Origin of the sequence: Vreelandella salicampi (genome assembly GCF_013415105.1) — a bacterium.
Classification (GTDB): domain Bacteria; phylum Pseudomonadota; class Gammaproteobacteria; order Pseudomonadales; family Halomonadaceae; genus Vreelandella; species Vreelandella salicampi.
Genome location: NZ_JACCDF010000007.1, coordinates 60,399 through 87,379, shown reverse-complemented (window position 1 = coordinate 87,379; position 26,981 = coordinate 60,399). Strand labels below are relative to the sequence as shown.

Annotated in this window: 26 protein-coding genes and 4 tRNA genes; 14 read left to right on the top strand and 16 right to left on the bottom strand. The window is 56.1% G+C overall.

Annotated elements, in window-relative coordinates; genetic code table 11:
• Positions 1–53: 53 nt before the first annotated feature.
• Positions 54–1,331 carry a serine--tRNA ligase gene (gene serS / locus HZS81_RS09395; RefSeq protein ID WP_179930302.1) on the top strand — a complete coding sequence of 426 codons (1,278 nt, stop codon included), beginning with the start codon at positions 54–56 and terminating at the stop codon, positions 1,329–1,331.
• 13 nt (positions 1,332–1,344) lie between these two features.
• Here serS and HZS81_RS09390 read toward each other — a convergent pair whose 3' ends face one another.
• On the bottom strand, positions 1,345–2,139 hold the full coding sequence (locus HZS81_RS09390; protein ID WP_338401836.1) for an SIMPL domain-containing protein: 795 nt from the start codon (positions 2,137–2,139) through the stop codon (positions 1,345–1,347).
• 145 nt (positions 2,140–2,284) lie between these two features.
• Here HZS81_RS09390 and HZS81_RS09385 point away from each other — a divergent pair, with 145 nt between their 5' ends.
• Positions 2,285–3,409, top strand: coding sequence for an AI-2E family transporter (locus HZS81_RS09385; RefSeq protein WP_179930301.1), 1,125 nt, complete (start codon positions 2,285–2,287; stop codon positions 3,407–3,409).
• Positions 3,410–3,504: 95 nt separating this feature from the next.
• Here the strand turns inward: HZS81_RS09385 and trxA are convergent, their stop codons facing one another.
• Positions 3,505–3,825 (bottom strand): thioredoxin, encoded by a 321-nt coding sequence (trxA, locus tag HZS81_RS09380; protein ID WP_179930300.1) that lies wholly within the window; start codon positions 3,823–3,825, stop codon positions 3,505–3,507.
• 243 nt (positions 3,826–4,068) lie between these two features.
• Between trxA and cysB the strand changes: the two genes are divergently transcribed.
• Positions 4,069–5,043 carry an HTH-type transcriptional regulator CysB gene (cysB, locus tag HZS81_RS09375; RefSeq protein WP_179930299.1) on the top strand — a complete coding sequence of 325 codons (975 nt, stop codon included), beginning with the start codon at positions 4,069–4,071 and terminating at the stop codon, positions 5,041–5,043.
• An 84-nt stretch (positions 5,044–5,127) separates the two neighbouring features.
• On the opposite strand, the gene HZS81_RS09370 is transcribed toward cysB, so the two are convergent.
• Together HZS81_RS09370 and pabB are read right to left on the bottom strand one after the other, a co-directional pair.
• Positions 5,128–5,766 carry a phosphoadenosine phosphosulfate reductase domain-containing protein gene (locus HZS81_RS09370; RefSeq protein ID WP_179930298.1) on the bottom strand — a complete coding sequence of 213 codons (639 nt, stop codon included), beginning with the start codon at positions 5,764–5,766 and terminating at the stop codon, positions 5,128–5,130.
• 130 nt (positions 5,767–5,896) lie between these two features.
• Positions 5,897–7,252 (bottom strand): aminodeoxychorismate synthase component I, encoded by a 1,356-nt coding sequence (pabB, locus tag HZS81_RS09365; protein WP_179930297.1) that lies wholly within the window; start codon positions 7,250–7,252, stop codon positions 5,897–5,899.
• Between the two features lie 261 nt (positions 7,253–7,513).
• On the opposite strand from pabB, the gene HZS81_RS09360 reads away from it, so the two are divergent.
• From HZS81_RS09360 to HZS81_RS09335, 6 genes are all read left to right on the top strand, one after another.
• A complete protein-coding gene (locus HZS81_RS09360) occupies positions 7,514–8,263 on the top strand; it encodes a GntR family transcriptional regulator (RefSeq protein WP_179930296.1) in 750 nt (249 codons plus the stop codon).
• A gap of 78 nt (positions 8,264–8,341) precedes the next feature.
• Positions 8,342–9,247 (top strand): methylisocitrate lyase, encoded by a 906-nt coding sequence (gene prpB, locus HZS81_RS09355; RefSeq protein WP_179930295.1) that lies wholly within the window; start codon positions 8,342–8,344, stop codon positions 9,245–9,247.
• Positions 9,248–9,340: 93 nt separating this feature from the next.
• Positions 9,341–10,468 carry a bifunctional 2-methylcitrate synthase/citrate synthase gene (gene prpC / locus HZS81_RS09350; RefSeq protein ID WP_179930294.1) on the top strand — a complete coding sequence of 376 codons (1,128 nt, stop codon included), beginning with the start codon at positions 9,341–9,343 and terminating at the stop codon, positions 10,466–10,468.
• A gap of 103 nt (positions 10,469–10,571) precedes the next feature.
• Complete coding sequence (gene acnD, locus HZS81_RS09345; protein ID WP_179930378.1) at positions 10,572–13,187, top strand: Fe/S-dependent 2-methylisocitrate dehydratase AcnD; 2,616 nt, start codon at positions 10,572–10,574, stop codon at positions 13,185–13,187.
• A gap of 84 nt (positions 13,188–13,271) precedes the next feature.
• Positions 13,272–14,450, top strand: a complete 1,179-nt coding sequence (gene prpF, locus HZS81_RS09340) for a 2-methylaconitate cis-trans isomerase PrpF (RefSeq protein ID WP_179930293.1) — start codon at positions 13,272–13,274, stop codon at positions 14,448–14,450.
• A gap of 111 nt (positions 14,451–14,561) precedes the next feature.
• Positions 14,562–16,046, top strand: coding sequence for a bifunctional 2-methylcitrate dehydratase/aconitate hydratase (locus tag HZS81_RS09335; RefSeq protein ID WP_179930292.1), 1,485 nt, complete (start codon positions 14,562–14,564; stop codon positions 16,044–16,046).
• Between the two features lie 9 nt (positions 16,047–16,055).
• On the opposite strand, the gene HZS81_RS09330 is transcribed toward HZS81_RS09335, so the two are convergent.
• Entirely contained in the window at positions 16,056–16,328 is a 273-nt protein-coding gene (locus tag HZS81_RS09330) for a ComEA family DNA-binding protein (RefSeq protein ID WP_179930291.1), read from the bottom strand.
• A gap of 186 nt (positions 16,329–16,514) precedes the next feature.
• Between HZS81_RS09330 and pyrF the strand changes: the two genes are divergently transcribed.
• Positions 16,515–17,231, top strand: coding sequence for an orotidine-5'-phosphate decarboxylase (gene pyrF / locus HZS81_RS09325; protein WP_179930290.1), 717 nt, complete (start codon positions 16,515–16,517; stop codon positions 17,229–17,231).
• Between the two features lie 19 nt (positions 17,232–17,250).
• Here pyrF and lapB read toward each other — a convergent pair whose 3' ends face one another.
• From lapB to HZS81_RS09310, 3 genes are all read right to left on the bottom strand, one after another.
• Positions 17,251–18,450, bottom strand: a complete 1,200-nt coding sequence (lapB, locus tag HZS81_RS09320) for a lipopolysaccharide assembly protein LapB (RefSeq protein WP_179930289.1) — start codon at positions 18,448–18,450, stop codon at positions 17,251–17,253.
• Entirely contained in the window at positions 18,451–18,756 is a 306-nt protein-coding gene (locus HZS81_RS09315) for a lipopolysaccharide assembly protein LapA domain-containing protein (RefSeq protein WP_179930288.1), read from the bottom strand.
• 90 nt (positions 18,757–18,846) lie between these two features.
• Positions 18,847–19,143, bottom strand: a complete 297-nt coding sequence (locus HZS81_RS09310) for an integration host factor subunit beta (RefSeq protein WP_179930287.1) — start codon at positions 19,141–19,143, stop codon at positions 18,847–18,849.
• Between the two features lie 235 nt (positions 19,144–19,378).
• Between HZS81_RS09310 and HZS81_RS09305 the strand changes: the two genes are divergently transcribed.
• Both HZS81_RS09305 and HZS81_RS09300 read left to right on the top strand, forming a co-directional pair.
• Positions 19,379–19,672: an FAD assembly factor SdhE gene (locus HZS81_RS09305; protein WP_179930286.1), complete on the top strand. Its 294-nt coding sequence runs from the start codon at positions 19,379–19,381 to the stop codon at positions 19,670–19,672.
• Positions 19,632–20,045 (top strand): hypothetical protein, encoded by a 414-nt coding sequence (locus tag HZS81_RS09300; protein ID WP_241697441.1) that lies wholly within the window; start codon positions 19,632–19,634, stop codon positions 20,043–20,045. Before HZS81_RS09305 ends, HZS81_RS09300 begins: the two co-directional genes overlap by 41 nt.
• Here HZS81_RS09300 and nadB read toward each other — a convergent pair.
• The 7 genes from nadB to uvrY all read right to left on the bottom strand — a co-directional run bounded on the left by nadB (position 20,019) and on the right by uvrY (position 25,234).
• The gene (gene nadB, locus HZS81_RS09295) at positions 20,019–21,605 is read right to left on the bottom strand and encodes an L-aspartate oxidase (RefSeq protein WP_179930285.1); all 1,587 of its coding nucleotides are present in this window, start codon (positions 21,603–21,605) and stop codon (positions 20,019–20,021) included. The genes HZS81_RS09300 and nadB overlap by 27 nt on opposite strands.
• Positions 21,606–21,708: 103 nt before the next feature.
• Positions 21,709–21,795, bottom strand: a tRNA-Leu gene (locus HZS81_RS09290).
• 30 nt (positions 21,796–21,825) lie between these two features.
• Positions 21,826–21,899 (bottom strand) — tRNA-Cys (locus tag HZS81_RS09285).
• A gap of 10 nt (positions 21,900–21,909) precedes the next feature.
• Positions 21,910–21,984, bottom strand: a tRNA-Gly gene (locus tag HZS81_RS09280).
• 81 nt (positions 21,985–22,065) lie between these two features.
• Positions 22,066–22,614: a CDP-diacylglycerol--glycerol-3-phosphate 3-phosphatidyltransferase gene (gene pgsA / locus HZS81_RS09275; RefSeq protein ID WP_179930284.1), complete on the bottom strand. Its 549-nt coding sequence runs from the start codon at positions 22,612–22,614 to the stop codon at positions 22,066–22,068.
• Between the two features lie 93 nt (positions 22,615–22,707).
• Positions 22,708–24,522: an excinuclease ABC subunit UvrC gene (gene uvrC, locus HZS81_RS09270; RefSeq protein ID WP_179930283.1), complete on the bottom strand. Its 1,815-nt coding sequence runs from the start codon at positions 24,520–24,522 to the stop codon at positions 22,708–22,710.
• A gap of 55 nt (positions 24,523–24,577) precedes the next feature.
• Positions 24,578–25,234 carry a UvrY/SirA/GacA family response regulator transcription factor gene (gene uvrY / locus HZS81_RS09265; RefSeq protein ID WP_179930282.1) on the bottom strand — a complete coding sequence of 219 codons (657 nt, stop codon included), beginning with the start codon at positions 25,232–25,234 and terminating at the stop codon, positions 24,578–24,580.
• 158 nt (positions 25,235–25,392) lie between these two features.
• Between uvrY and HZS81_RS09260 the strand changes: the two genes are divergently transcribed.
• Positions 25,393–25,468 (top strand) — tRNA-Ala (locus HZS81_RS09260).
• Between the two features lie 72 nt (positions 25,469–25,540).
• Here the strand turns inward: HZS81_RS09260 and argF are convergent.
• Positions 25,541–26,458: an ornithine carbamoyltransferase gene (gene argF / locus HZS81_RS09255; protein ID WP_179930281.1), complete on the bottom strand. Its 918-nt coding sequence runs from the start codon at positions 26,456–26,458 to the stop codon at positions 25,541–25,543.
• Positions 26,459–26,612: 154 nt separating this feature from the next.
• On the opposite strand from argF, the gene grxD reads away from it, so the two are divergent.
• Positions 26,613–26,963 carry a Grx4 family monothiol glutaredoxin gene (gene grxD, locus HZS81_RS09250; RefSeq protein ID WP_179930280.1) on the top strand — a complete coding sequence of 117 codons (351 nt, stop codon included), beginning with the start codon at positions 26,613–26,615 and terminating at the stop codon, positions 26,961–26,963.
• The last annotated feature ends 18 nt before the right edge of the window (positions 26,964–26,981 follow it).

Sequence of the window (26,981 nt, the reverse complement as noted above, 5' to 3'; positions counted from 1 at the left end):
GATGCGGCTGTTTGCGCCGTATATTTTACTGATTTCAGGCCAAGGGATAACTCATGCTCGATCCGAAACTGCTGCGCGATGATCTTGATGCGGTAGCGCTTAAGCTGGCGCGCCGTGGCTTTGTGCTGGACAAAGAGGAGCTTTCGACGCTTGAGTCGCGCCGCCGAGAGCTGCAAACGCAAACCGAACAGTTACAAAACGAGCGTAACACTCGCTCTAAAGCGATTGGGAAAGCGAAGGCCAACGGGGAAGATATCCAACCGCTACTGGATGAAGTCAGCGATTTGGGCGAGCGTCTTGATGCGGCAAAACGTGAGCTGGCCTCCGTTCAGGATGATTGGGAGGACGTCGTTAGCGGTATTCCCAACCTGCCCCACGAGAGCGTCCCTGATGGCGAGAGTGAAGACGATAACGTCGAGCTGCATCGGGTTGGTGTGCCGCGTGAGTTTGATTTTGAGGTGCTGGATCACGTTGATCTGGGTAAGAAATCGGGCTATCTCGATTTTGATTTGGCAGCGAAGCTAACTGGGGCGCGTTTTGCCGTCATGCGCGGGCCGGTGGCGCGCCTGCACCGGGCGCTGGCGCAGTTTATGTTGGATACCCAAACCCAGCAGCACGGCTATGAAGAGTGCTATGTGCCGTACATGGTCAATCGCGACTCGCTGATGGGGACCGGCCAACTGCCGAAATTCGGCGACGATTTGTTCAAGCTCAACGATGAGCGCGAATACCACCTGATTCCGACCTCCGAGGTGCCGTTGACCAACTTCGTGCGCGATGAAATCGTCGAGCAGGCGGCGCTGCCCATGAAGCTGACCGCCCACACGCCGTGTTTTCGGGCGGAGGCGGGAGCCCACGGACGCGATACCCGCGGCATGATTCGCCAGCACCAGTTCGATAAAGTCGAGATGGTACAAATCGTCGAGCCAGAGAAAAGCTACGACGCACTGGAAGAGATGCGCGGCCATGCGGAGGCGATTTTACAGGCGTTGGAGCTACCGTATCGCGTGGTGACGTTGTGCACCGGCGATATGGGCTTCGGCGCGGCGAAAACCTACGATTTAGAGGTATGGCTGCCAAGTCAGGATACCTATCGCGAGATTTCGTCGATTTCTAACTGCGAAGACTTCCAGGCCCGGCGCATGAAGGCACGCGTGCGGATACCCGACGTTAAAAAGCCGCAGCTTTTGCATACCCTAAACGGCTCGGGCTTGGCCGTGGGGCGCTGCCTGCTGGCGGTGCTGGAAAACCACCAGCAGGCAGATGGCTCGGTGACCATTCCCGCGCCGTTGCAGCCTTATATGGGCGGTGTGCACACCATCGCGCTGTAAGCCTTTTTAAGCGTTACTCTTTAAGCGACCACTCGACGTTAACCCCGGCATCGATGCGAATGGTGCCGGGGCGATATTCGCTCTGGGGGGCTCCTGCGCCGGTGGCGTCGCTGCGCTCTGCGCTCATCGCCATCATCCGTGGCTGAAACGAGGGCGATTGGGTTTCTTCGATACGCATCACGCTACTTAACTGGGTGTCGAGTGTTTTAGCCATTAGGTTGGCCTTATGGCGGGCTTTTTCTAGCGCCTTGACCAAGGCTTCATCGGTTGCGGCGTCGCGGTTTTGCAGGTCAAATTCGACCCCTTCAAGGCGATTAACCCCAGCGGCTACGAGCGCGTCGAGAATCTCGCTGACACGGTCAATATTTTTAAGCTCAACGGTTACCGGGCGCTCTACGCGTGTGCGTTTGAGTGTCTCGCGCTCGCCGTTGTCGCGTGCGTTGTGTACCTGCTGCGGGGTGATATTAAGCGAACCAGCGGTGATCGCATCGCGTGCCACACCGTGCTCTTCTAAGGTGCGAATCAGCTCGCCCGCGCGCTTTTCTAACTGTTGGCGCGCATCACTCAGCGCCGTTGGGTTTTCTTCTTCTAGCTGATTGATTATCGGTGTGTCTTCCCACAAACGGGCGCTTAATGTCGCTTTATCCGGCGCGACGTCTACGTAGGCATCCGCCGTGACGCGAAGGCGCGGCGTTTCGTCCGTTATCGTCTCGTTGGCTTGAGCTGAGTAGGCGAAGGCAAAAAAGGCCAAACTCGTGCCGAGCAGAAGGTGTTGTAGGTGGCGTTTTAGTGCAGTTGAGATCGTCACAGGGCGTTTCCTAGAAGAGTGGATGAATAAGTAAAGCGGCTATATTGAGCGCTATGGGCATAGAAAGTTCTTAGATGAATAACAGGATTTGTGCAAACTCGCCGTTACCGCCATGATAAGTGAACAAAAGTCTAAGGAAGGGGTTATGCCCAAATTGAGCGAAGAGAACGAGCGCTTGGAGAACTATCGAAGCATGCCGCTGAATGCAACGCTGTCGTTGGCGGCGTTAGTGGTGATTGTGGCAGGGATGAAAGCCGGCTCGAGTTTATTGGTGCCGCTATTGTTAGCGTTTTTTATCGCAGTGGTATGTACCTCGCCGGTGCAGTGGCTTCATCGCTGTGGGCTACCCATGCGAGCGGCGGTATTTTTAACCCTACTAGTGCTGCTCGGCTTGGTCTCGCTTTTAGGGCTATTGGTGGTGAATAGCTTTAGTACTTTTGTTAATTCACTGCCGGATATTGAAACGCGCCTTTATGAAGCCTATTGGAGCGTGCTGAATAGACTCTCAGACATGGGGCTTGCGATTGACCCTGATCAGCTTAATTCGCTGTTTGATACGCAAAGCGGTACGACCTGGGTGCCCGCCATCCTTAGCGAGATTGGCAATTTGTTTATGCAAAGCATCATCGTCTCGCTGTTGGTGGTCTTTATGATGTTCGAGACGCTCAATTTTCGCGACAAGGTGTCACTCGCACTGGAGAATCCTGTGCCCAGCTTAAAACGTTTCGCTGAGTTCAGCCGTACTTTTAAACGTTATCTTGCGGTGAAAACCATCATTAGTTTGGCCACGGCCGTTTTGGTTTGGCTTTCTTGCCTGCTGGTTGGCGTCGAATTTCCTCTGCTTTGGGCCGTATTAGCTTTCGCGCTTAATTTTATACCCAATATTGGCTCGGCGATTGCGGCGGTACCGCCGGTGTTGCTGCTGTTGGTGTCGCAGGATGGCGGCGTGTGGCAGGCGTTTTTGCTCTCGCTGGCCTATCTCGGGATCAACTTTGTGTTGGGGAATTTAGTTGAGCCCCGCTTGATGGGGCGGGCGCTTGGGCTTTCCACCTTGGTGGCGTTTGTCTCATTGGTGGTGTGGGGGTGGATTTTTGGTGCTGCGGGGATGCTGTTGTCGGTGCTTTTAACCATGACGCTTAAAATTGCCTTGGACAGTCACCCGCAAACCCGTTGGATGGCGCACCTTTTAGGCCCAGGAACGCGCTTCAGCGAACAGAAAAGTGATCGCTTGCGTGACGCCGATAAGCCCCCGCTCAAGCGTGAGCATTAAGCGCGCAAAAAGGCTTCAATAGGCAATAAAAAGACCGCCAGCGCGGCGGTCTTTCTCAATCAAAGCTAACTCAGCGAGGTTTGCTCAGTACGCGTTCAAGCGTTCTGGTCGATGAACTGCGTTAGTTGAGACTTGGATTGAGCGCCTACCAGTGAAGCGACTTTCGTGCCCGATTTAAAAAGCATAACGGTGGGTACACCGCGCACCCCTTGTTCAGCGGCAATTTCAGGTGCGTCGTCGACGTTGATGCTGACAACTTTTAGGCTGTCATCGCGTTCACTGGCAACTTCATCTACCACCGGAGCCATGACTTTGCAGGGGCCGCACCAAGGGGCCCAGAATTTCAGCAGCACGGGCTGTTCGGCGTTTAGAACTTCTTGCTCAAAATTGGCGTTGGTGACATCAACATTGGACATGGGCTTCTCCTGTTTTACTAAGTGAAAGCGCTCTTGCACCGCGCCAAACCCATCAATGTTAGCGACCATGGCAAGGGCTGGCAAATATGCAGTGGAAAATCGTTACCGACATAGCGCCATGCGCGATAAAATTGGTTATACTATAAAGATATTATAAGCTTGTTTTATATACTATAAGTTTTTATTTTTGGGGCTGGCTACGTTTGGTAGCGACTCAATATCGATGGCTCAAAGGGCGACGCTATGAAGCTACAACAACTACGTTACATCTGGGAAGTTAGCCGTCACAACCTCAATGTGTCGGCGACAGCGCAGAGCTTGTTTACTTCACAACCCGGCATTTCCAAGCAAATTCGCTTATTAGAAGATGAGCTCGGTGTTGAAATCTTTGCCCGCAGTGGCAAGCACCTTACGCGCGTTACCCCTGCTGGGCGGGCAGTTATTGAGCTTGCCGGGCAAGTGCTGCGCTTGACCGATAACATCAAAGAAGTGGCGCAAGAGCATAGCGACGAGCGCCGCGGCAGCTTGGCGATTGCAACCACGCACACGCAAGCACGCTACGCGCTACCGCCGATTATTACCGAGTTTACGCAAAAATACCCCGATGTCGCACTGCACATGCAGCAGGGCACGCCTAAACAAATCGCCCAAATGGTGAGCGAAGGACAGGCAGATTTTGCCATTGCGACGGAGTCGCTGGAGCTTTTCACCGACCTGGTGCTGCTGCCGTGTTATCGCTGGAACCGTTGCGTGCTGGTGCCCAAAGGCCACCCGCTGGCAAATCTCGACGGCCGATTAACGCTAGAGGCGTTGGCTGAGTATTCCTTGGTGACCTATGTGTTTGGTTTTACCGGTCGCTCGCAGCTAGATGATGCTTTTAAAGCCAAGGGCTTAACCCCTAATGTGGTGCTGACCGCCGCCGATGCAGACGTGATCAAAACGTACGTGCGCCTCGGTATGGGCGTGGGAATCGTGGCCCATATGGCGGTTGACCCCGAGCAGGATACTGACCTTGTAGCGCTGGAGGCCGGGCACTTGTTTGAAAGCTCCACCACCAAAATCGGGATTCGCCGGGGTACCTTCATGCGTGGCTATATGTACGATTTCTTAGAGCGGTTTGCGCCGCACCTCACGCGTGATCGTGTTGATTCGGCGTTAACCGCAGGCCCGCGTCACGAGCAGGCGCTGTTTGATGAAGTTGAGCTTCCCGAATATTAATACTTAATCCCTGGCAAAATATATAAAGCCCCGTCCCTGCGTATGGCAGGAGCGGGGCTTATTTATGCGCTAACCCTAGGCAGTTCAGTGTTGCAGATGCAGCCCGCACTCGCGTTTTTCTTCCACCTTAGTGGGGTCGAAGTAGTCAAAGTTGTTGGGTAAACCGTGTGCTTGCAGGTAGTCGTACATATCTTTGGCCCGCCAATGAAGCACCGGCGCGACTTTTAATAAACCGCTCTCGCTTTGGCTGACCGGCTGCATCTTGGCCCGTTCTGCGGTGTCTTCGGCGCGTAGCGCGGTAAACCACACATCAGGCTGCACTTCGCTCAGCGCACGCTCAAACGGCTCAATTTTGACTTCTTGCGTGAAGTCATCGTGGCGCGGGTCGTCAACGCCGGGGAAGGGGCCTTCCAGTGCTTCACGGTGGGCGCGGGTGCGCCGCGGCAGATAGGTGATGATATTGAGGTTGAGCTGTTTAATCACTTCATCGGCAAAGCGGTAGGTCGCCTCGGTATTGTAGCCGCTATCCATCCACACAATGGGGATATTGGGGTTGGCCTGCGTCACCATGTGCAGGATGACGGCTTCAAAAGGGCGAAAATTCGTCGTGCAGATGGGCCGCTGGCCTTGCTGCATGGCCCATTCAACCAATGCTTGCGGCTGGTGGCCCAGCGTTTGGTTGATGTCGTCTAGGTCGAAAGCCGTGGAGGATGGCGTGGGCATTTTGTCTCCTTGGTGTCATGCGAAAAGAGCATAAGGGTTTGTGCCGACAGGCTACCAAAAGCCAATCCCTTCTCCCCAATACCGTTTTGTTTGGGTTTTATATTTCTTTTTGATTTAGATTTTTTGTTTCTTATTCCAAAGAGGATATGAGGTGGCAGATTTTATCCAGCGTCTCGGTGTACTCTGCCCCGCCTTCTGAGTCAGCCACCAGGCCGCCGCCGCCCCATAGATGCAAGGTGCCGCCATCGGCTATCACGGTACGAATCGCAATTGAGGTATCCATGCTGCCGCGCACATCCACATACCCGAGGCTGCCGCAGTAAACGCTGCGTTGGCAGGGCTCTAGTTCGTTGATAATCTGCATCGCGCGAATTTTGGGCGCCCCGGTAATCGAGCCGCCGGGGAAGGCGGCCTTGAGCAGTGCCAGTGGCGAATGCTGGGGTGAGAGCTTCCCTTGTACCACGCTGACCAAGTGGTGAACGTTGGGGTAGCTTTCGAGTTCGCACAGCTGCGGCACGCGAATACTGCCCGGCTGGCATACCCGGCCCAAATCGTTGCGCAGCAAATCCACAATCATCACGTTCTCAGCGCGATCTTTGCGACTCGTTAAAAGTGCCTGGGCAAGGGCTTGGTCTTCAGATGGCGAGCTTCCGCGCGCGCGCGTGCCTTTAATCGGGCGGGTTTCGACCTGGCCGTGGCGTGACTGAATAAACCGTTCGGGCGAAAGTGAAAGAACGGCTTTATCGTCCCAGGCCATAAACCCTGAAAAGGGCGTCGGCGTGGCGTGGCGCAGGCGCAGATACGCCGCCCAGGTCTCCCCGGTAAATCCGGCGGAAAAGCGTTGGGCGAGGTTGATCTGGTAGCAGTCGCCGGCGCGGATATAGTCCTGAACGCGAGCAAAGCGTTCTAGGTAATCCGCCTGTGTTAGCTCGGCCTGAAACGGTGTGGTCAGTGAAAAGGCAGCGCCGCGAGGGGCAGGCTGCGCCAGCCAGCGTTGTACGTGTTCACGTCGAGCGTCGCTTGCGATAAGCCATGCCTGGGCTTTTGCGTGATCGACGATGATGGACCAGTCATAAAGCCCTAGCCGCGCCTGAGGCAGTGTTGTCGATGCTGGGCGGCGGCTCGCTACAGCCTGGGTCTCGCGGCCTAAGTCATAGCTCCAATAACCCATCAGCCCGGCGGTAAACGGTAGCGTGCTCTCCGGCACTTCCACGTCAAGCTGCTCCAGCAGCCAAGCTTGATGGGCAAACGCATCGCCGCCCACATCCTCAGGCGGCGCCAGTGTTTGGCTCTCAATCCTTGAATAGCCTTCTGTATCCACGCTCAGCGTCGCCAGCGGGTCGCTGCTCATAATATCGTAGCGCCCTGTCGCTACCGGCCGGCCGCTATCCAACAGAACGGCGCCAGGCCGTTGCCGCAGTTGCGCGAAAAGCGCTAGCGGATCGGAAGAGTAGGGCAAAGCAGAGATCGAGAGCGCCGTGGTCATGCAAACATCAGCCTGGACATTAAAGAGCGGCATATTTTAGAGGGCGACTCGTCGTTGCACCAGCCACAGCGCTCGACGCAATTTTCACGCAACGCGCCGAAGACGACAAGAGGGCGAAAATCGCTAGATTGTTGACATCAAGGGGTGGCGACAAAACACTCAATACAACGAAAGGTGCATAAAGTCGGCGATATCGTCTTGTTGACGCGGGAAAGTGAGAGAGCTAAAGTTTCCTCAACTTCTGATTGTCGACAATTTGATATGACACTACTTACCACGCATTCCCCGCAGCAACGCTTACAGCCTGAACGCGCCGAACCGAGCAGCGAAGACTCCTCGCCAGAAGTGCGCACGCTCGCCGAGCGGGTGTTTCATCAGCTCCAAGACGCCATTGTGCGCGGCGAAATCGCGCCGGGCAGCAAAATTACCGAGCCGGGCCTTTCGAAAACCTACGGTATTTCCCGCGGGCCGCTGCGCGAGGCGATGCGCCGTTTGGAAGCGCACCGGTTAATCGAGCGCGTACCCCATGTAGGCGCGCGTGTTGTACAGCTTTCCATGAAAGAGCTTTTAGAGCTATTCGACGTACGTGAAGCATTAGAGAGCATGGCGGCGCGCTTAGCGGCTGAAAACATGACCACAGAAGAAATAGCTGGCCTGCGTAACGTGCTGGCCGTGCATGAAAGCCAAGACGATTTAAAGCGCGGCGAAGCCTACTACCAGCGCGAGGGTGATCTGGATTTCCACTACCGCATTGTGCAGGGCAGTCATAACAAGATGCTGATGAACCTGCTTTGCGATGACCTTTATTACTTGGTGCGGCTGTATCGCACCCAGTTTAGCGCCAGCGGCTCGCGCCCGCAGCGTGCCTTTGTTGAACACCATCGCATTGTCGATGCCATTGAAGCCGGCGATGCCGAACTTTCTGAGTTATTGATGCGCCGCCACGTAAGTGCTTCTCGGGCGAACGTCGCCGACCGTTATGCGGCTACGCTGGAACATACGTCTACCTAAACCCAGACATTACTCGAAAAGTAGTTATCCGAAACCGCCACGCTTTAAAAACGTAAAAAACAGGACAGGAGACACCGCATGTCAACGCTAAAAGCGTCATCCCAAACACCGGGCGCGCGTTTTCGCGCCGCCTTAGAGGCTAACCGCCCATTGCCGATTCTCGGCGCCGTCAACGCCTATACCGCCATGATGGCAGAGCGCGTTGGCCACCAAGCGATTTATCTTTCCGGTGGCGGCGTGGCCAACGCCTCTTTCGGTCTGCCGGATTTGGGTATGACAACCATGAATGACGTGGTCGAAGACGCTCACCGCATTTGCGGTGCCACTGACGTGCCGCTGCTAGTCGACATCGATACTGGCTGGGGCGGTGCGTTCAACATCGCGCGCACAGTTAAAGAAATGCAGCGCGCCGGTGTAGCCGCCGTGCATTTAGAAGACCAGATCGCTCAGAAGCGCTGCGGGCATCGCCCCAACAAAGAGATCGTCTCCAAGCAGGAGATGGTCGACCGCATTAAGGCTGCCGCCGATGCGCGCATCGACCCGGATTTTTACCTGATCGCGCGGACTGATGCCTTCCAAAAAGATGGCTTGGATGCCGCCATTGAGCGCTCACAGGCGTGTATCGAAGCAGGTGCTGACGCGATCTTCGCCGAAGCCGTGCACACGCTGGAAGACTACAAAGCGTTCTGCGAGCGCGTCGACGCGCCGATTCTGGCCAATATCACCGAGTTTGGCGCGACACCGCTATTCTCGCAGCAAGAGTTGGGTGACGTTGGCTGCCGCATGGTGCTGTATCCGCTTTCTGCGTTTCGCGCCATGAACGCCGCCGCCCTCAAGGTCTACCAGAGCGTTCTGGATAACGGTCACCAAAAAGATGTGGTCGATATCATGCAGACCCGCGAAGAGCTCTACGACTTTTTGAACTACCACGACTTTGAGCAGAAGTTGGATGCGTTGTTCGCCGAAAAAGGCAGCAACGAATAACCCGATAACTGTTTTAGTAACGGATACGTCACCAACAATAAATCGCATCACGCTTGGCGTGATGAAGAGATACCCTTTTAAGGAGGACGCAGCATGTCAGATAAGAAAATCGGTGGTGCAGGACTACGTGGCCAAAGCGCCGGTGAAACCGCCCTATGTACTGTGGGCCAGACCGGCTCGGGCCTGACCTATCGTGGCTTTGATATCAAAGAGCTAGCGGAAAAAGCCACCTTCGAAGAAGTGGCCTACCTGCTGCTCAAAGGCAAACTGCCCAACCAGGCCGAACTTGACGCCTACATCGCCAAGCTGAAAAGCCTGCGTGGCCTGCCAGCGGCGCTGAAGAGCGTATTGGAGCAGGTCCCGAAAGACGCGCACCCGATGGACGTGATGCGCACTGGCGCCTCCATGTTGGGTAACCTGGAAACCGAGGAGAGCTTTGACGAACAGCAAGATGCCACCGACCGCTTGGTTGCTGTGCTGCCGTCAATCATCTGCTATTGGTACCGCTTCACCCATGAAGGTGTACGCATCGAGACTGAGACCGATGATGACTCCGTCGGCGCGCACTTCCTGCACCTGTTGCGCGGCGAAGCACCGAGCAAGCTGCACGCCGATGTCATGAACGTATCGCTGATTCTCTACGCTGAGCACGAGTTCAACGCTTCCACGTTCACCGCTCGCGTGTGTGCTTCGACGCTTTCCGATATCCACTCTTGCGTTACCGGCGCCATCGGCTCGCTGCGTGGCCCGCTGCATGGCGGTGCTAACGAAGCAGCGATGGAGATGATCGAGGATTGGGCGTCGCCGGAAGAAGCCGAGCGCGAAATGATGGGCAAGCTCGAGCGCAAAGAAAAGATCATGGGCTTTGGTCATGCCATCTACCGCACCTCCGACCCGCGCAACGCGATCATCAAGCATTGGTCGGAAAAACTGGCCAAAGACGTGGGCGACACCGTGCTGTATCCGGTCTCTGTGCGCTGTGAAGAGGTGATGTGGCGCGAGAAAAAGCTGTTCTGTAACGCTGACTTCTTCCACGCCAGCGCTTATCACTTCATGGGCATCCCGACTAAGCTGTTCACGCCGATCTTTGTCTGCTCGCGCGTGACTGGTTGGGCGGCACACGTCTTTGAACAGCGTGCCAACAACCGCATTATTCGCCCGAGTGCCGACTACACTGGCCCTGAGAAGAGCGAATGGGTGCCGATCGAGCAGCGCGACTGATCCGCCGCTGGATTACGTCGCCGCTTGATCCTCCTCCCGGCAGCCGAGCGCTGCCGGGAGCGGGACGAGTTTGAACCTACCCTCTCGCCGTGAGTTTTCCGCTATGAACACCGAATACCGTAAATCCCTACCCGGCACCGACCTGGATTACTTCGACGCGCGTGAGGCCGTCGACGCTATTCAGCCCGGCGCCTATGCCAAGCTCCCCTATACTTCGCGCGTGCTGGCCGAGCAGCTGGTCCGCCGCTGCGACCCGGACATGCTGACCGATTCGCTCAAGCAACTGATCGAGCGCAGGCGCGACCTGGACTTTCCCTGGTACCCGGCGCGCGTGGTCTGCCACGACATTCTGGGCCAGACCGCGCTGGTTGACCTTGCGGGGCTGCGTGATGCCATCGCCGAGAGGGGTGGTGACCCGGCGAAAGTCAACCCGGTGGTGCCGACGCAGCTGATCGTCGATCACTCGTTGGCCGTTGAACACGCCGGTTTCGAGGAGGACGCCTTCGAGAAAAACCGTCAGGTGGAAGATCGTCGTAACGATGACCGCTTCCATTTCATTAATTGGACCAAGACCGCGTTCGAGAACGTCGACGTGATCCCGCCCGGCAACGGCATCATGCACCAGATCAATCTGGAGAAGATGTCGCCGGTGGTGCAAAAGCAAAACGGCGTAGCCTTCCCCGATACCTGTGTGGGTACCGATAGCCACACCCCCATGGTTGATGCGCTAGGCGTTATCTCCGTGGGCGTGGGTGGCCTTGAAGCCGAGAGCGTGATGCTCGGCCGTGCCTCGATGATGCGCCTGCCCGATATCGTCGGCGTCAAGCTCACCGGCAAGCTGCAACCGGGTGTGACCGGTACCGACATGGTGCTGGCGATTACCGAATTCCTACGCGATTCCAAAGTGGTCGGTGCGTACCTAGAGTTCTTCGGTGAAGGCGCTGACAGCCTAACCGTGGGTGATCGCGCTACGATCTCCAACATGACGCCGGAATACGGCGCCACGGCGGCGATGTTCTACATCGATGACCAAACCATCGACTACTTAAAGCTCACCGGCCGCGACGACGAACAGGTCGAACTGGTCGAGAAATACGCCAAGCACACTGGCCTGTGGGCGAGTGACCTGAAAGCCGTCGAGTACGAGCGCGTGTTGGAGTTCGATCTCTCCAGCGTGTCACGCACCTTGGCCGGCCCTTCAAAGCCGCACGCTAAGCTTCCGACCAGCGAGCTTGTTAATCAAGGTATCGCGGTGGGTCTCGATCAGGCGCGCGAAGACGAGAAAAATGGCCTGATGCCCGATGGCGCGGTAATTATCGCGGCAATCACCAGCTGCACCAACACCTCCAACCCGCGCAATATGGTCGCGGCAGGGCTGATTGCGCGCAACGCCAATAAGCTTGGCCTGACGCGCAAGCCGTGGGTGAAGTCGTCGCTGGCGCCGGGGTCGAAAACCGTCAAGATGTACCTGGAAGACGCCGGGCTAATGAACGAGCTGGAAGATCTCGGCTTTGGCGTGGTGGCCTACGCGTGTACGACTTGTAACGGTATGTCTGGGGCGCTAGATCCCAAAATTCAGCAGGAAATCATTGATCGCGATCTTTACTCCACGGCAGTGCTCTCAGGTAACCGTAACTTTGACGGGCGTATTCACCCTCATGCCAAGCAGGCGTTTCTCGCCTCGCCGCCGCTCGTAGTGGCTTACGCGATCGCCGGCACGATCCGCTTTGATATCGAAAAGGATGTACTCGGCCATGATGCCGATGGCAACCCCGTAACGCTGAAAGACATCTGGCCCGCTGACGAAGAGATCGATGCCATCGTCAAAACGGCGGTGAAGCCCGAGCAGTTCCGTCAGACCTACATCCCGATGTTCGATCTGGATAAGAGTGCCGCAACACAAACTAATCCGCTGTATGACTGGCGCGCGCAGAGCACCTACATCCGTCGCCCGCCGTACTGGGAAGGCAAGATGTCGGGCGAGCGTAATTTGAAGGGCATGCGCCCGCTGGCGATTCTGCCTGACAACATCACCACCGATCACCTCTCACCGTCTAACGCGATCATGCTGGACAGCGCTGCAGGTGAGTATCTGGACAAAATGGGCTTGCCGGAGGAGGATTTTAACTCCTACGCGACTCACCGGGGTGATCACTTGACCGCCCAGCGCGCCACCCTCGCTAACCCCAAATTGTTCAACGAAATGGTGCGCGATCAAAACGGCGAGGTGAAGCAAGGGTCGCTGGCGCGCGTCGAGCCGGAAGGTAAGGTTACGCGCATGTGGGAAGCGATTGAGACCTACATGGAGCGTCGCCAGCCGCTGATTATTATCGCCGGTGATGATTACGGTCAGGGCTCTTCGCGCGATTGGGCCGCTAAGGGCGTGGCGTTGGCTGGTGTAGAGGCCATCGTCGCCGAGGGCTTCGAGCGTATCCACCGCACCAACCTGATCGGCATGGGCGTCATGCCGCTGCAGTTCCAATCGGGTACCACGCGCCATACGTTGAACCTGGACGGCACCGAAGTGTTCGACGTGGAAGGCAAAGCCGCACCGCGTTCGGAGCTGACGCTGGTAATTCACCGTAAAAACGGTGACGTCGAGCGCGTGCCGGTGATTTGCCGCTTGGATACCGCCGAAGAACTCACGATCTATACCGCCGGTGGCGTGCTGCAGCGCTTCGCACAGGACTTCTTGGAGTCCTCTGAGGTTACTGCTTAACGGTAGGTGAGCGTTACGTTGCTTTCTCTCACCCGGCACCTTGCGTGCCGGGTGTTTGTTATCTATTCAGCCTTGGAGTTTCTTATGTCTTCCGTTGCGCAAATTAAAATTCCCGCGACTTATATGCGCGGTGGCACCAGTAAAGGCGTTTTTTTCAACCTTACCGACTTGCCGGAAGCAGCACAAAAACCGGGCGAGGCACGCGATAAATTGCTGTTGCGCGTGATTGGCAGCCCCGACCCATACCAAAAGCAGATTGACGGCATGGGCGGGGCGACCTCGAGCACGAGTAAAACCGTGATTCTCTCCAAAAGCGAATCGCCGGGACACGATGTGGATTATCTGTTCGGCCAGGTTTCTATCGATAAGCCGTTCGTCGACTGGAGCGGCAACTGTGGCAATCTCTCCGCCGCTGTTGGCCCTTTTGCCATCAGCAATGGCTTGGTGGACTCGGCGCGCATTCCGGAAAATGGCGTCGTAGAAGTGCGCATCTGGCAGGTCAATATCCAAAAGACCATCGTTGCCAAGGTACCGATCACGAACGGTGAAGTGCAGGAAACTGGTGATTTCGAACTCGACGGTGTGACTTTCCCCGCAGCGGAAGTGCCAGTGGCGTTTATGGACCCGGCCGATGGCGAAGGTGCGATTTTCCCTACCGGTAACTTGGTCGATGATCTGGAAGTGCCGGGCGTTGGCACGTTCAAGGCGACGATGATCAACGCTGGGATCCCCACGGTATTTGTCAACGCGGCGGATGTCGGCTACACCGGCGCCGAGCTTCAGGAGGCGATCAATGGCAACCCCGATGCGTTGACCCGGTTTGAAACCATTCGCGCCTACGGTGCGCTCAAAATGGGGCTGATTAGCGACGTGGCGGAAGCCGCTAATCGTCAGCACACGCCCAAGGTGGCGTTTGTCGCCCCGCCCAAAAGCTACACCGCCTCTAGCGGCAAGGATGTCAACGCCGACGATGTGGACTTGCTGGTACGCGCACTCTCCATGGGCAAGCTGCACCACGCCATGATGGGCACTGCGGCAGTCGCTATCGGCGCGGCGGCGGCAATCGAAGGCACGTTGGTTAACCTAGCCGCAGGTGGCGGCAAGCGTCACACCGTTACGTTCGGCCACCCCTCCGGCAGTTTGCAGGTTGGCGCCGAGGCGAGCTTAATCGATGGCCGCTGGAATATCGATCAGGCGGTCATGAGTCGCAGTGCCCGCGTGCTGATGGAAGGGTTTGTGCGCGTGCCGGGGGATAGTTTTTAACTGCGCTTAATCGCCTTAAAAGCGGGCGGTTATTGGCGTCTCAGGCATTGCGACACCATACTGAAGATGAAAGCGAAAAGCCGTTTCAACCCAACGACAAGGAGCTGTGTAATGACCGCAACGTCCGAGGTGAATGAACGCCCAGAGTACGATGTCGAGCTGCAAAAAATCGCCGACTACGTCCTCAACTTTGATTCGCCATCGCCTGAGGCGCTAGATACCGCCCGCTATTGCCTGATGGATACGCTGGGTTGCGGGCTGCTGGCGCTGCGATTTCCCGAGTGTACAAAACACCTAGGCCCGCTGGTGGAGGGCACGACCGTGCCGCACGGGGCGCATGTGCCGGGCACGCCTTACCGCTTGGACCCCGTGAAAGCCGCCTGGGATATCGGCGCCACTGTGCGTTGGTTGGATTACAACGACACCTGGCTTGCCGCCGAGTGGGGGCATCCCTCCGATAACCTAGGGGCGATTCTTGCCGTCGCCGATCATCTTTCCCAGCAGCGCATTGCCAACGGTGACGCGCCGTTGACCATGAAGGATGTGCTGCATGCGATGGTGATGGCGCACGAAATTCAAGGCGTGCTGGCGTTGGAGAATAGCTTCAACCGGGTGGGGCTTGATCACGTGGTGCTGGTTAAGGTGGCCTCAACCGCGGTGGTGGCAAACATGATGGGCGCTAACCGCGAGCAGCTTCTTTCGGCGCTTTCGCACGCCTTTGTCGATGGCCAAAGCCTGCGCACCTATCGCCATGCCCCCAACGCCGGTTCGCGTAAAAGCTGGGCAGCAGGCGATGCGACGTCACGCGCGGTGCGTCTGGCGGATATCGCCATGCGTGGGGAAATGGGGATTCCCGGTGCGCTGACAGCGCCGCAGTGGGGCTTTTACGACGTGCTGTTTAGCCACAGTAACAAGGATTTGGCGACCAAACCCGAAGAGGAGCGGCGCTTTCGTTTCCAGCGCGAGTTCGGTAGCTACGTGATGGAAAACATTTTGTTCAAGATTTCTTTTCCAGCCGAGTTTCACTCCCAGACAGCTTGCGAGGCGGCGATCACGCTGCACCCTGAGGTCAAAAATCACATCGACGAGATTGACCGGGTGGAAATCACCACGCACGATTCGGCTATTCGGATTATTTCCAAGACCGGTCAACTTGCTAACCCTGCTGATCGCGATCACTGCTTACAATATATGACGGCTGTGCCGCTTATCTTTGGCGCACTGACAGCGGATCACTACGAGGATGGTTTTCACGCCGCACATCCGGAGATTGATCGGCTCAGAGAAAAAATGCAGGTGGTTGAAGATCCGCGATACTCTGAGGAGTACCACGATCCGGAGAAGCGATCAATTGCCAATGCCGTGCAGGTGTTTTTCACTGATGGCAGCGCGACCGATAAAATCGTCGTGGAGTACCCCGTCGGGCATCGCCGTCGTCGCGAAGAGGGGTTGCCGCTACTGGTGGAAAAATTTGCCCAAAATCTCGCCACGCGTTTCCCCAAGCCGCGCTGCGAGGCTATTTTGGCGCAATGCCAAAACGCCGACACCCTGGCCAATATGCCGGTGTCGACGTTTATGCAGCAGTGGATGATCTAAGCGTAAGCGTTAAAACGCTACCTGATCACGGATGCCGTCAACCGTCGCCGGGCCAATGCCGCTAACTCGCTCTAGCTCTTCGGCGCTGGTAAATTCGCCATTAGTATCGCGCTCTTCAATGATGGCCTCCGCCCGGCTGGGGCCAATGCCTGGAAGCTCGGCGAGAAGTTCCGCATCGGCCGTATTAACGTTGATCGGGGCGACTTGCTGGGCTAAAACGCCGCTTGAAAGGCCCAGACTTAAGCTAAGTAGCAGTGCCGCCAATAATCCTTTAATACGCATAAAAAATCCTCAGTGAAAGGTGGTAATCAAGTTGGCTCTATTAATTTAGCGGGATATGGTGAGACTGCTGTACGACATTAGCGATAGGTTATGTAAGACAAGGCTTAATTGTTTGTAATGCGGGGATTACAGCTAGGATGAGGCTGATATACTGCGTCGAAATCGTCATTGCAATGGAGCCTTCGCGTGGCAACTCAAACTCCTCTTTCTCAATCTCCCCTGATTATTGCGCTAGATTACCCCTCACTTGATGCGGCTTTGTGCATGGCGGACCAGCTCGATCCCACTCGCTGCCGTGTGAAAGTGGGTAAAGAGCTATTCACACGCAGCGGCCCCGCAGTGCTGGAAGCGTTACACGGGCGTGGCTTTGAGGTGTTTTTAGATCTTAAATTTCACGATATCCCCAATACCGTGGCGAGTGCTGTACAGGCAGCAGCGGAGCAGGGCGTATGGATGGTCAACGTCCACGCCGGTGGCGGGCGAAAAATGATGCAAGCCGCCGCCGAACGTTTGCAAGCTCAGCGGCTTCAGACGCACCTTATTGCCGTCACGGTACTGACGAGTATGAGCGCCGAGGATCTAGGCGAGGTGGGCGTTGCTTCATCGCTGGCGGAACAGGTCGAGCGCTTGGCGCGCTTGGCACAAGATAGCGGAATGGAGGGTGTGGTGTGCTCCGCGCAAGAAGCTAAAGCGCTAAACGCGTGTTGCGGTAAGGAGTTTTTGAAAGTTACTCCCGGGATTCGTCCAAGCTTTGCCGCCGCGAATGATCAGCAGCGCATCATGACGCCCAGTGCGGCAATGCAAGCAGGGAGCACGTACCTTGTGGTGGGACGCCCCGTGACCGAAGCGCCCGACCCCATGGCGGCTTTAGCCGCTATTGAAACCGAACTCACCGAACACTAGCTGTTTTCTGCTCTCGTTATCACTCACCTTCTACGCCGATGATGGGCTCGATCGTACCCCAGCGGCGACAGCTAGGGCACTGCCAATGCAGCGTCTCGGCACTGAAACCACAGTGTTGGCAGCGGTGGCGTGGGCGATTTTTTAACAGTGCCTGGGTGTGATGTTTGAGCAGTAACAAGCGGCTATCCGGGTGTTCGCGACCACTTAGTTGCTGACTTTCGGTATATAGGTCTATGAGGTGATCTAACCCACCTAAGCTGGGGGCGTGTTGCAAATGCTCACCGGTGACCTCGATAGCACGCTCGACCCCGGCGCGCTGGTGAACGACTTCACTCAGGCTGATAATCACGCTGGTGAGTGGCGCCAGGTCAAGCAGGGCTAACAAGTGTTGTTCGAATCCAGTCGTATCGTCGGAGCGCCAGTAAGCGCGCTTCAACGCAGGGAGCATGGTCGGAATGTGCGCAATTGATTGATGGGGAATGGCGTTAAGCCGCACTATCGCTTGGCGATAGTGGCCGTTATCCATTTCCAACTCGGCGAGTAATAAGTTGGCGCGTACGCACTGATCGTCTAGTTGTAGGGCTTTTTTTAAATGGCGTTTGGCTAGTGCGCGGCTAGCTTGGCCTATCTCTTCTTGTGCAATTTCGCACAGCCAGTGTGCTGCAGGCGTGCGCATTTTAGGCTGCAGCTTTAGCATGGGGAGGGTGGTATCAAGGGCTTCTTGCCACGCTTTTTCACGCTCTAGCAGATCAACCAGTAACCGTTTGGCCGTAATGCGGTGATTATCTTGCTGTGTCTGGTCGATCACCGTTCTGAGTAGGCGTTGGGCGCGATCATGTACGCCAAGCGAAATAAAATCCCGTGCAAGCTCAAGTTGGACTTGCTCGTTTTGCAGTGCCGTTAGCGCGGGGCGGGCAAGTAAATTCTGATGAATACCGACAGCTTTATCCGCTTCGCCGCGGGTGCGAAACAGTTTGCCCAATGCGATGTGGGTATCAATATTCTCGCTGTTAACTTCTAACGCTTGGATAAACGTTTGAATGGCTTCGTCGGGCTGCTCATTAAGCAGGTAATTCAACCCAACGAAGTAGTCGCGCGAAAGCGTAGGGGAGGATGCCGGCGGCGTTGGGTTTGCCCGCTGCTTCGCTTGCCGATAGCCCAATCCGTAACCTATGGCAACGGCTGCCAACAAAACGCCTAGCAGCACGGCATCCATCATTTAGGTCAGTTCCTTAAGCTCCTGGGTGCGAAGGCGATCAAGTTCTTTTTGCTGCTGCTTGCTGTGACGCTGTGCGCGTGCCAGGCGTGCTTTTAAGCGAGTATAAACACCAAGCATCGCGAGCATGCCGACAATAACACCACTGGCGAGGCTTGCGAGCAACCAAACGGAGAGTGAGACGGGGGGCAGCTCAATCCAGATCAGGTTCAAGCCAATGGTTTGCTGGTTGTTAACGGCAAAGAGGATGCCGACCAACAGCACCACAAGCAAAATTACGGCTAAAATAAGCCCTTTGATCCAACGCATGTGAGTTTCCTAGTCTGTGACGTTTGCAAGGTGTCTATTGTGTATGACTCTTGGCTGCGCGTCACCACGCAGAAGGTCAAAGAGCCAGTATTAATACCCAAGCGCACGGCTAGCGTCTACCTGCTCGCGCAGTTCTTTGCCGGGTTTAAAATGCGGCACGTATTTGCCATCTAATGCCACCGCCTCGCCGGTCTTGGGATTTCGGCCTGTGCGTGGCTCGCGAAAATGCAACGAAAAACTGCCAAAACCGCGTATCTCAACGCGCCCACCACTGGAAAGGGTGTCGGTGATATCGTCGAGTATGAGGCGAACGGCGGTTTCAACTTCTTTAGCGGATAGCTCCGGCTGACGCATTGCAATTTGTTCGATTAGTTCGGATTTAGTCATCGGTTAGCTCCATGCGAACATGATTGGCCGTGGCGCGCTTCGCAATCTCATTGTGTCACTCAGCATACTGCGCAGGGCGGCATAAAACAATTCAGGTAAAACAAACAAGCCAGATAAAACAAGGTACTAGAGAAAAGTGTTGTACTACACACAGCATAGGCGAGCAATGCGGCTGGCGCGACTTTCACGCTCAGGTATACTAACCGTACATTTATTTAACGCAGTGGGGCTTAAGTTGAGCGACGATACATCACCCGAAGCGATCTTACGTAAGCGGCTTTATTGGCACTCCCGCCGTGGCATGTGGGAGCTTGACCTGCTGCTGATTCCTTTCCTGCAACAGCGCTACGACAGCCTAAGTGCGGAAGATCAGCTCGCTTTTCAGCAGTTGATCGAAGAAGAAGACCAGGACTTATTTGCTTGGTTAATGCGCCGTGAATGGCCAGGTAATGAAACCCTTAGGCGCATCGTGAAAATGATTGTCGAACATGCCGAGTCCACCGATAATTCTGCCTATCGCACCCTCTAACTGGCAGCGTGCCAGTGACGTTGGCTTGTCGGCGGTTGGTGTTCTGTTAGCCGCATGGCACTTAGAACTTGTCGCGGTGTTAGGTGCGGCAAGCTTGGCGCTAGTTTTTTTGGGTTGGCGAGTGTTTTGTGGCTGGCGGCAGCCGGTGTCGCGTACGCTTTGGGTCGTCGAACGTGGTGGCGGTGTACAAGGTCACTGGGTATATGCCAGTGGAGAAGTGGGGCACACGCAGGAATTGCGCTGCGACTACCTCGGGCCAAGACTTTTGCGACTCAACGTGGGCGGAGAGCGTTTGTGGCTATGGCCGGATAGTGCGCCTTGCGACGCCCAACGACAGCTGCGGCGCCTATTGCTGTATATTCCCCAGCGTTAGGCGGGAAGGGCGCGACGTTTTAGCGTGATGAGGCCAGTCAGGCGAGTAGTGCAGCCCCCGTGATTCATGGCGCTGCTGAGCGGCCAATACCGTCAGTCGTGCGAGCTTTAAGTTATGCCGTAAGCGGCGGCTTTCTGGATGCTCGCTGTCAGGATCTAAGGAGAGTAATTGAGCCTCAAGTGCTGCAAGCTGGTGCGACGCTATTTCCAGTCCCTCAATATGCCGCACAATAGCGACATGCTGACTCATGGTGGCGCGCATCGTTGCGCGCAGCTCAGCTAAAGCCGTGTGGTCGAGAGGGGAGTCGGTACTGAGCCGGGTGACGTTAGGGCTGGCTAATGCGTGCGTGGTGTTATCGGCAGAAGTAGCCAGTAAGGTCTCGGCGCAACTTCGCGCAAAAACCAAACACTCTAACAAAGAGTTGCTAGCCATACGGTTGGCGCCATGAAGCCCTGTGCAGGCCACCTCGCCAATCGCATACAGGCCGGCCACGCTTGTTCTGCCGTACAAATCGGTTTCGACACCGCCACAGCTATAGTGTGCTGCTGGTACGACGGGAATGGGTTCGCGGGTAATATCCATTCCTCTAGACGCGCAGTGAGCGAGGATCGTCGGGAAGTGATGACGAATCGCCGCAGCGCCCAAGTGGCGTATATCCAACCAAACGTGGCCGTGTGAGCCTCGCTGGATTTCGGCGTCAATGGCGCGTGCCACGATATCGCGAGGTGCAAGCTCGGCGCGAGTATCCACGGCAGGCATAAAACGCTCCCCGGCCTCGTTCAAAAGCTGACCGCCTTCGCCTCTTACCGCTTCACTAATAAGAAACGCAGGCCCTTCAGGATCATACAGGCAGGTGGGGTGAAACTGTTGAAACTCAAGGTTCATCAGCGTCGCTCCCAGCGAGGCCGCCATCATCATGCCTTCGCCGCTATTGGGAGCCGGTGTGGTGGTATGTTGATAAAGCCCGCTGGCGCCGCCGGTAGCGAGTGCCGTGTGGCTCGCCAATAGAATGTGCGCTTTGCCACTGGTATCAACGCCGTGGGCACCACAGCAAGCGCCGTTATCATCGGTTAACAGGTCAATGACTGCGACATCATCGCGTTGAGTGATATGAGGATGCGTTGACGCTTGGCTATTCAGCGTTTCGACGACGGCTTTTCCGGTGGCATCATCTGCGTGAATAATGCGCCGCGCGTTGTGACCGCCTTCGCGAGTTAAATGGTAGGCGTAGCGTGCATCGGGGGCGGTATCGGGGGTAAAGGGTACGCCGTTGTCGATCAACCACTGTATCGCCGCAGGGCCGTTCTCTACGGTGAAGCGCACAGCGCGTTCATCGCATAAACCGTCACCGGCAATAAGCGTGTCTTGTACGTGAGCCTCAAGGTTATCGTCTGGCGAAAGTACCGCAGCAATTCCCCCTTGTGCCCAGCGGCTGGCGCCTTGGTCATCTTGGGCGGGGCGAACGAGCACGACGTGGAAGCGATCAGCCAGTGTCAGTGCCAAGGTAAGACCGGCGACGCCGCCACCGATAATTAAAACGTCGGATTGAGACGCGCTCATTAAGCCGCTCCTATTACGCCCAATTAGTGATCATGCACGAGTGTTAAAGAATAAGGCGAGAATACAGCAATGCAAGAAGGAGCTGTGTAGGAGGGGAGATTCGTGGTGCCCGGAGCCGGACTTGAACCGGCACGGGGTTTCCCCCGAGAGATTTTAAGTCTCTTGCGTCTACCAATTTCGCCATCCGGGCGGTGCAGCGAGAGGGTCGTTGCACAGAAAATGGAGGCTGGAGTCGGAATCGAACCGGCGTACACGGAGTTGCAGTCCGCTGCATAACCACTCTGCCATCCAGCCTCAACGTCAATGGAGCGGGAAAGGAGATTCGAACTCCCGACCCTCGCCTTGGCAAGGCGATGCTCTACCGCTGAGCTATTCCCGCTTGACGTGGGAGCGAATTATACGCACTGCGCCTGCCTTGTCAATGACTTAATCGCGTTTCTAGGGCCGTTTGATACCGCCCTTACATTGAGCGACTTAAGTGCGGCCAAGCGGCCCGAAGGTATTGAATCATCGACCAAAGCGTAAGCGCAGCCGCAACAAAGAGCGTGGCTACACCCAGGAAGGCAAACGTATGTCCCGGTGGGAAAGCAATCAAGATCAAGATAGCCACCATTTGCAAGGTGGTTTTGAGTTTGCCTATCCAAGAAACCGCAACCGAGGCGCGTTTACCCATTTCGGCCATCCATTCGCGCAGCGCCGAAATGACAATTTCGCGACCGATGATCACCAGCGCGGGCAGGGTAAGAAACCAGGTATCAAAACGCTCGATCAACAAGGCCAGTGCGATAGCTACCATCAGCTTATCGGCAACCGGGTCGAGAAAAGCGCCAAACGGGGTCGACTGGTTCCAGCGCCTAGCAAGATAGCCATCTAGCCAATCGGTTATTGACGCGAGCGCAAAAAAAACGGCAGCAAGCGGCATACTCCAACTGAAGGGTAGATAAAAAAGCACGACCAGAAGCGGGATGAAGGCGATTCTGATGAGGGTGAGGATATTGGGTATATTCATCGCAGGCTGCGATCCTTGCCGAAGACAAAAAGAAGAGCGGTTCGGGCGCTATTCTATCCCCCTTAAGCAACAGCATCCATGCTCCGCAATATTTTATCCGTGTAGAGCCTGATAAATCGTATCTGCCAAGGCTTCGCTGATCCCAGGTACTCGGGAAAGCTCCGCGCGGCTAGCTTTTTGCACCCCTTGTAAACCGCCAAAAAAGCGCAATAACTCGCGCCGCCGTTTCGGGCCAATACCTTCAATCTCTTGTAGTGTCGACGTGCGCCGTGTCTTATCCCGCTGAGCGCGGTGGCCGGCGATGGCAAAGCGGTGCGATTCATCGCGAATGTGCTGGATTAAGTGCAAGGCAGACGAGGTTGAGTCTAGTGCTAAAGGCTGTTCCGGCGTGGAAAGAAATAGGGTTTCTAGCCCCGCTTTACGTGTGCTGCCCTTGGCAACGCCAAGCAGCGTGATCGTGGGAAGCCCCAGTTGCTCGAGCACGCCACGCGCCATGTTCAGCTGCCCCTTGCCGCCGTCGACGATCAGAATGTCAGGCGGGGTCGTTTCGCCACTTTTTACCCGCTTCAGACGGCGTGTAAGCGCTTGCTCCATCGCGGCATAGTCATCTCCGGCGGCGACGCCTTCAATTTTAAAATGGCGATAATCACTTTTACGCGGGCCGTTGTGGTCAAACACCACGCAAGACGCCACGGTGGCTTCGCCGTGGCTATGGCTAATATCAAAGCATTCAAGACGCTCGGGCATCTGTGCTAACCCGAGCGCTTGTTGGAGCGCTTGGAAGCGCTCGCTCATTTGCTGATGGCTGGCAAGCATGGACGCTAACTGTTGTTCGGCGTTGGTGATGGCCAGTTGTTGCCACTGAGCACGGTGACCGCGCACCTGATGAGTGACGCGAACGCGCTTGCCCGCTTGCTGAGAAAGAACATCGGCAAGCAGTTCGCTATCATCCAACGCCAAGCTCGTGATGACCTCGGCCGGTACTTCGTGGGGCTGGCCGAGGTAGTATTGGCTGACCACGTCGGTTAACAGCGTCGACGGGGCGAAGTCCAAGTCGTTTTTGGGGGTGTGATGGCGAGCGCCAAGCATGCGGCCATCGCGCACGCTAAGAATCGAAATGGCCAGCCCGCCAGGGCGTTGAGCCAGGGCGAAAATATCGGCCTCGCCCCGCTCGTTATCCACGAACTGGCGCTGCTGCAGCTGGCGAAGGTGCTGGACTTGATCGCGAAGGCGCGCCGCTTCCTCAAAATCCAGCGCTTGGCTGGCGGCTTCCATGGCATCATTTAATGCTTGGGTGACGTGTTCGCTTTTGCCTTCTAAGCACATGATAGCGTGCTCGACGTCGCGGCGATATTCTTGCTCGGATATATACCCGACGCAGGGCGCGCTACAGCGCTCGATTTGGTACTGCAGGCAAGGCCGCGAGCGGTGGGCAAAGACGCTATCCTCACAATTGCGGATGCGAAAGATTTTCTGCATCAGCGCCAAGCTTTCGCGCACGGCGCCGCTACTCGGATAAGGTCCTAAATAGCGGCCGTCGTTACGGCGTTGGCGGACGCGCTTGTACTCCAGCGCGGGAAACGGGTGGCGGTCGCTGACAAAAACGAACGGGTAGGATTTATCGTCGCGCAGCAGAATGTTGTAGGGAGGGCGGAGTTCTTTGATCAGTGTTTGTTCGAGCAGCAGCGCCTCGGTTTCACTGCGCGTGACGGTAAGCTGAATATCCGCAATGCGGCTTACCATGGCCTGCGTTTTGGCGTTTAAACTGCCACGAAAATAGCTTGAAAGGCGAGCGTTTAAGCGCTTCGCCTTGCCCACGTAGAGGGTGTTGCCGCTCGCGTCGAGCATACGGTAAACGCCGGGGGAGGCGCTTACCGTGGTTAAAAACTGTTTGGCATTGAAGCTCATGTATCGCCCGTTCCTACTGTCTAGGTGTGTCACCTCGGCAGTAGTTTAACAGGTTTTATGGTGACGCTTCGGCGGTCTCGAAGCCTTCGACCAGCCCGTGGCGCAGGGCGAGATGCGTCAGTTCCACATCGGTGCCGACCCTGAGCTTATCGAACAGGCGATAGCGGTAGGTGTTGACCGTTTTGGGGCTTAGGTGCAGGCGGTCGGAAATTTCTTGGACGCGCTGGCAGTTAACAATCATTAGCGCGATTTGCAGTTCGCGGTGCGAAAGCGGTGCGAAAGGATTGTCTTTATGGGCAAAATTCGACAGAGCGAGGCGCTGCGCGATCTCCTGGCTAATATAGCGGTTGCCGAGAAATACCTGACGGATGGCGTCGATCATTTCGGCAGGCTCGGCGCCTTTGCTTAAAAAGCCAGTGGCGCCCGCTTCGAGCATTTTGCGCGCGACGTTGTCCTCCATGTGGGCGGTCAATATCAGTACGCGGATGTCTTCCATGCCGCGGTGAAGCCGTCGTGTGGCTTCTAAGCCGCCAATGCCAGGCATGCGAATATCCATCAGTACCACATCAGGCCTTAACTGCCGGCTTTGGGCGACAGCACTTTCGCCATCGTCAGCTTCGCCAACAATACGGATGTCGCCCTCTTGATTTAGCAGGTGAGCAATACTGGCTCTGACCAGGTGGTGATCATCGGCGATTAGAACGTTGATCAAGGGCGACTCCTACGTTTGGCTTAGGCGGTAACGTCCTAAAATAGTGCCATAGGGTTAAGTAAAGGGGAATTAGTGTTAAGGCCAGAAAGCAAAAAACTTGACCGTGCTCAATTGCCGACGTATTATTTCGCCGCTGCTCCAGGCAGCAGCTTTTATTAGGGGCCTTAGCTCAGCTGGGAGAGCGCGACACTGGCAGTGTCGAGGTCAGCGGTTCGATCCCGCTAGGCTCCACCAAATACCAAAGTCGCCCGATTTCTTTTGTGAAGTCGGGCGGCTTTTTTGTTAACTAACCTAACGCTTTCGCTTTTAGCTGACTTTTCCGAGCAGTAGAAACTCAATCAGCGCTTTCTGGGCGTGCAGACGGTTGCCAGCTTCTTGCCAGACCACTGCGCGCGGGTCTTCAAGCAGCGTCGCGCTGATCTCTTCACCGCGGTGGGCGGGTAGGCAGTGGAGAAACAGGACATCCTCTTTGGCCTGGTCGAGCATTGCCTCAGTGACTTGAAGGCCGGCAAAATCAGCTTCTCGTTTCGCTTGTTCTTCCTCTTGTCCCATCGATGCCCACACGTCAGTGGTAATCAGGTCGACGCCTTCCACCGCTTCTTGCGGGTCGTGTGTCAGCGTTACCCCGTTGCCTGCGGTGGCCATGATATCGGCGTTGGGTTCATAGCCTTTCGGGCAGCAAATACGCAGGTTGAAATCGAACTGGCGGGCCGCATTTATCCATGAATGGCACATGTTGTTGCCATCACCGATCCACACCGCCGTGCGACCTTTGACGCTACCGCGCTGCTCAGTCCAGGTCATCACATCGGCGAGTAATTGGCAGGGGTGGTAATCGTCGGTGAGCGCATTGATAACCGGCACATGGCTTGCGGCGGCGAATTCTTCTAACCCCGCGTGAGAGAAGGTGCGAACCATTACCGCGTCAACCATTTCCGAAAGCACGCGAGCGGTGTCGCCAATCGGCTCGCCACGGCCTAGCTGGGTATCGCGCGGGGAAAGAAACAGCGCATGGCCGCCAAAGTGCGCCATGGCCGTTTCAAATGACACCCGTGTGCGCGTGGAGGATTTCTCAAAAATCATCGCCAGCGTGCGGTTAGGGAGCGGTGTATAGTTTGGCCCTTGCGCCTTGAGGTTGCTTTTGATGGTGATGGCCCGCTGAATGAGGTAGTTCAGCTCGTCGGGGGTTAGATCCAACAGGGTCAGGAAATGGCGTGTCGCCATGGTCACTCTCCGCGCAAAAACTCTATCCTAGCGAGGCGGCAGGGGATGCGCAACGCGCATGGCATGCGTAGAATGGCCTTCACGGCTAAAGCCTAGTAACGTAGTCAAGTATTAGGCTGTCAGTAACATACCCGTCAGAAAACGAGGAGTTGGTATGAGCACCACGGTAGAGAACATTCAGCAGCAGATCAGCGAAAACCCGATTTTGATCTACATGAAAGGCACGCCGCAGCTGCCTCAGTGCGGCTTCTCGGCACAGACCGTTCAAGCGCTGATGAACTGCGGCGAGCGCTTTGCGTTCGTCAACGTATTGGATAACCCCGATATTCGCGCGGAGCTGCCGAAAGTGGCTAACTGGCCGACCTTTCCGCAGCTATGGGTGGAAGGCGAGCTGGTCGGCGGCTGCGATATCGTGATTGAAATGCACGAAAACGGCGAGCTGGAAAAACTCGTTAAAGCCGCGGGCGAGCGGGCGAACAGTGCCGAAAATAGCGATAACGCGTAATTAGGTATAAGCCTTCCG

Excerpts from the sequence above, each read along its gene's own strand:
- serS (WP_179930302.1), top strand. The coding sequence starts at position 54 with ATGCTCGATCCGAAACTGCTGCGCGATGATCTTGATGCGGTAGCGCTT.
- HZS81_RS09385 (WP_179930301.1), top strand. The coding sequence starts at position 2,285 with ATGCCCAAATTGAGCGAAGAGAACGAGCGCTTGGAGAACTATCGAAGC.
- trxA (WP_179930300.1), bottom strand. The coding sequence starts at position 3,825 with ATGTCCAATGTTGATGTCACCAACGCCAATTTTGAGCAAGAAGTTCTA.
- cysB (WP_179930299.1), top strand. The coding sequence starts at position 4,069 with ATGAAGCTACAACAACTACGTTACATCTGGGAAGTTAGCCGTCACAAC.
- HZS81_RS09370 (WP_179930298.1), bottom strand. The coding sequence starts at position 5,766 with ATGCCCACGCCATCCTCCACGGCTTTCGACCTAGACGACATCAACCAA.
- pabB (WP_179930297.1), bottom strand. The coding sequence starts at position 7,252 with ATGACCACGGCGCTCTCGATCTCTGCTTTGCCCTACTCTTCCGATCCG.
- HZS81_RS09360 (WP_179930296.1), top strand. The coding sequence starts at position 7,514 with ATGACACTACTTACCACGCATTCCCCGCAGCAACGCTTACAGCCTGAA.
- prpB (WP_179930295.1), top strand. The coding sequence starts at position 8,342 with ATGTCAACGCTAAAAGCGTCATCCCAAACACCGGGCGCGCGTTTTCGC.
- prpC (WP_179930294.1), top strand. The coding sequence starts at position 9,341 with ATGTCAGATAAGAAAATCGGTGGTGCAGGACTACGTGGCCAAAGCGCC.
- acnD (WP_179930378.1), top strand. The coding sequence starts at position 10,572 with ATGAACACCGAATACCGTAAATCCCTACCCGGCACCGACCTGGATTAC.
- prpF (WP_179930293.1), top strand. The coding sequence starts at position 13,272 with ATGTCTTCCGTTGCGCAAATTAAAATTCCCGCGACTTATATGCGCGGT.
- HZS81_RS09335 (WP_179930292.1), top strand. The coding sequence starts at position 14,562 with ATGACCGCAACGTCCGAGGTGAATGAACGCCCAGAGTACGATGTCGAG.
- HZS81_RS09330 (WP_179930291.1), bottom strand. The coding sequence starts at position 16,328 with ATGCGTATTAAAGGATTATTGGCGGCACTGCTACTTAGCTTAAGTCTG.
- lapB (WP_179930289.1), bottom strand. The coding sequence starts at position 18,450 with ATGATGGATGCCGTGCTGCTAGGCGTTTTGTTGGCAGCCGTTGCCATA.
- HZS81_RS09315 (WP_179930288.1), bottom strand. The coding sequence starts at position 18,756 with ATGCGTTGGATCAAAGGGCTTATTTTAGCCGTAATTTTGCTTGTGGTG.
- HZS81_RS09310 (WP_179930287.1), bottom strand. The coding sequence starts at position 19,143 with ATGACTAAATCCGAACTAATCGAACAAATTGCAATGCGTCAGCCGGAG.
- HZS81_RS09300 (WP_241697441.1), top strand. The coding sequence starts at position 19,632 with ATGCCGAGTCCACCGATAATTCTGCCTATCGCACCCTCTAACTGGCAG.
- nadB (WP_179930285.1), bottom strand. The coding sequence starts at position 21,605 with ATGAGCGCGTCTCAATCCGACGTTTTAATTATCGGTGGCGGCGTCGCC.
- pgsA (WP_179930284.1), bottom strand. The coding sequence starts at position 22,614 with ATGAATATACCCAATATCCTCACCCTCATCAGAATCGCCTTCATCCCG.
- uvrC (WP_179930283.1), bottom strand. The coding sequence starts at position 24,522 with ATGAGCTTCAATGCCAAACAGTTTTTAACCACGGTAAGCGCCTCCCCC.
- argF (WP_179930281.1), bottom strand. The coding sequence starts at position 26,458 with ATGGCGACACGCCATTTCCTGACCCTGTTGGATCTAACCCCCGACGAG.
- grxD (WP_179930280.1), top strand. The coding sequence starts at position 26,613 with ATGAGCACCACGGTAGAGAACATTCAGCAGCAGATCAGCGAAAACCCG.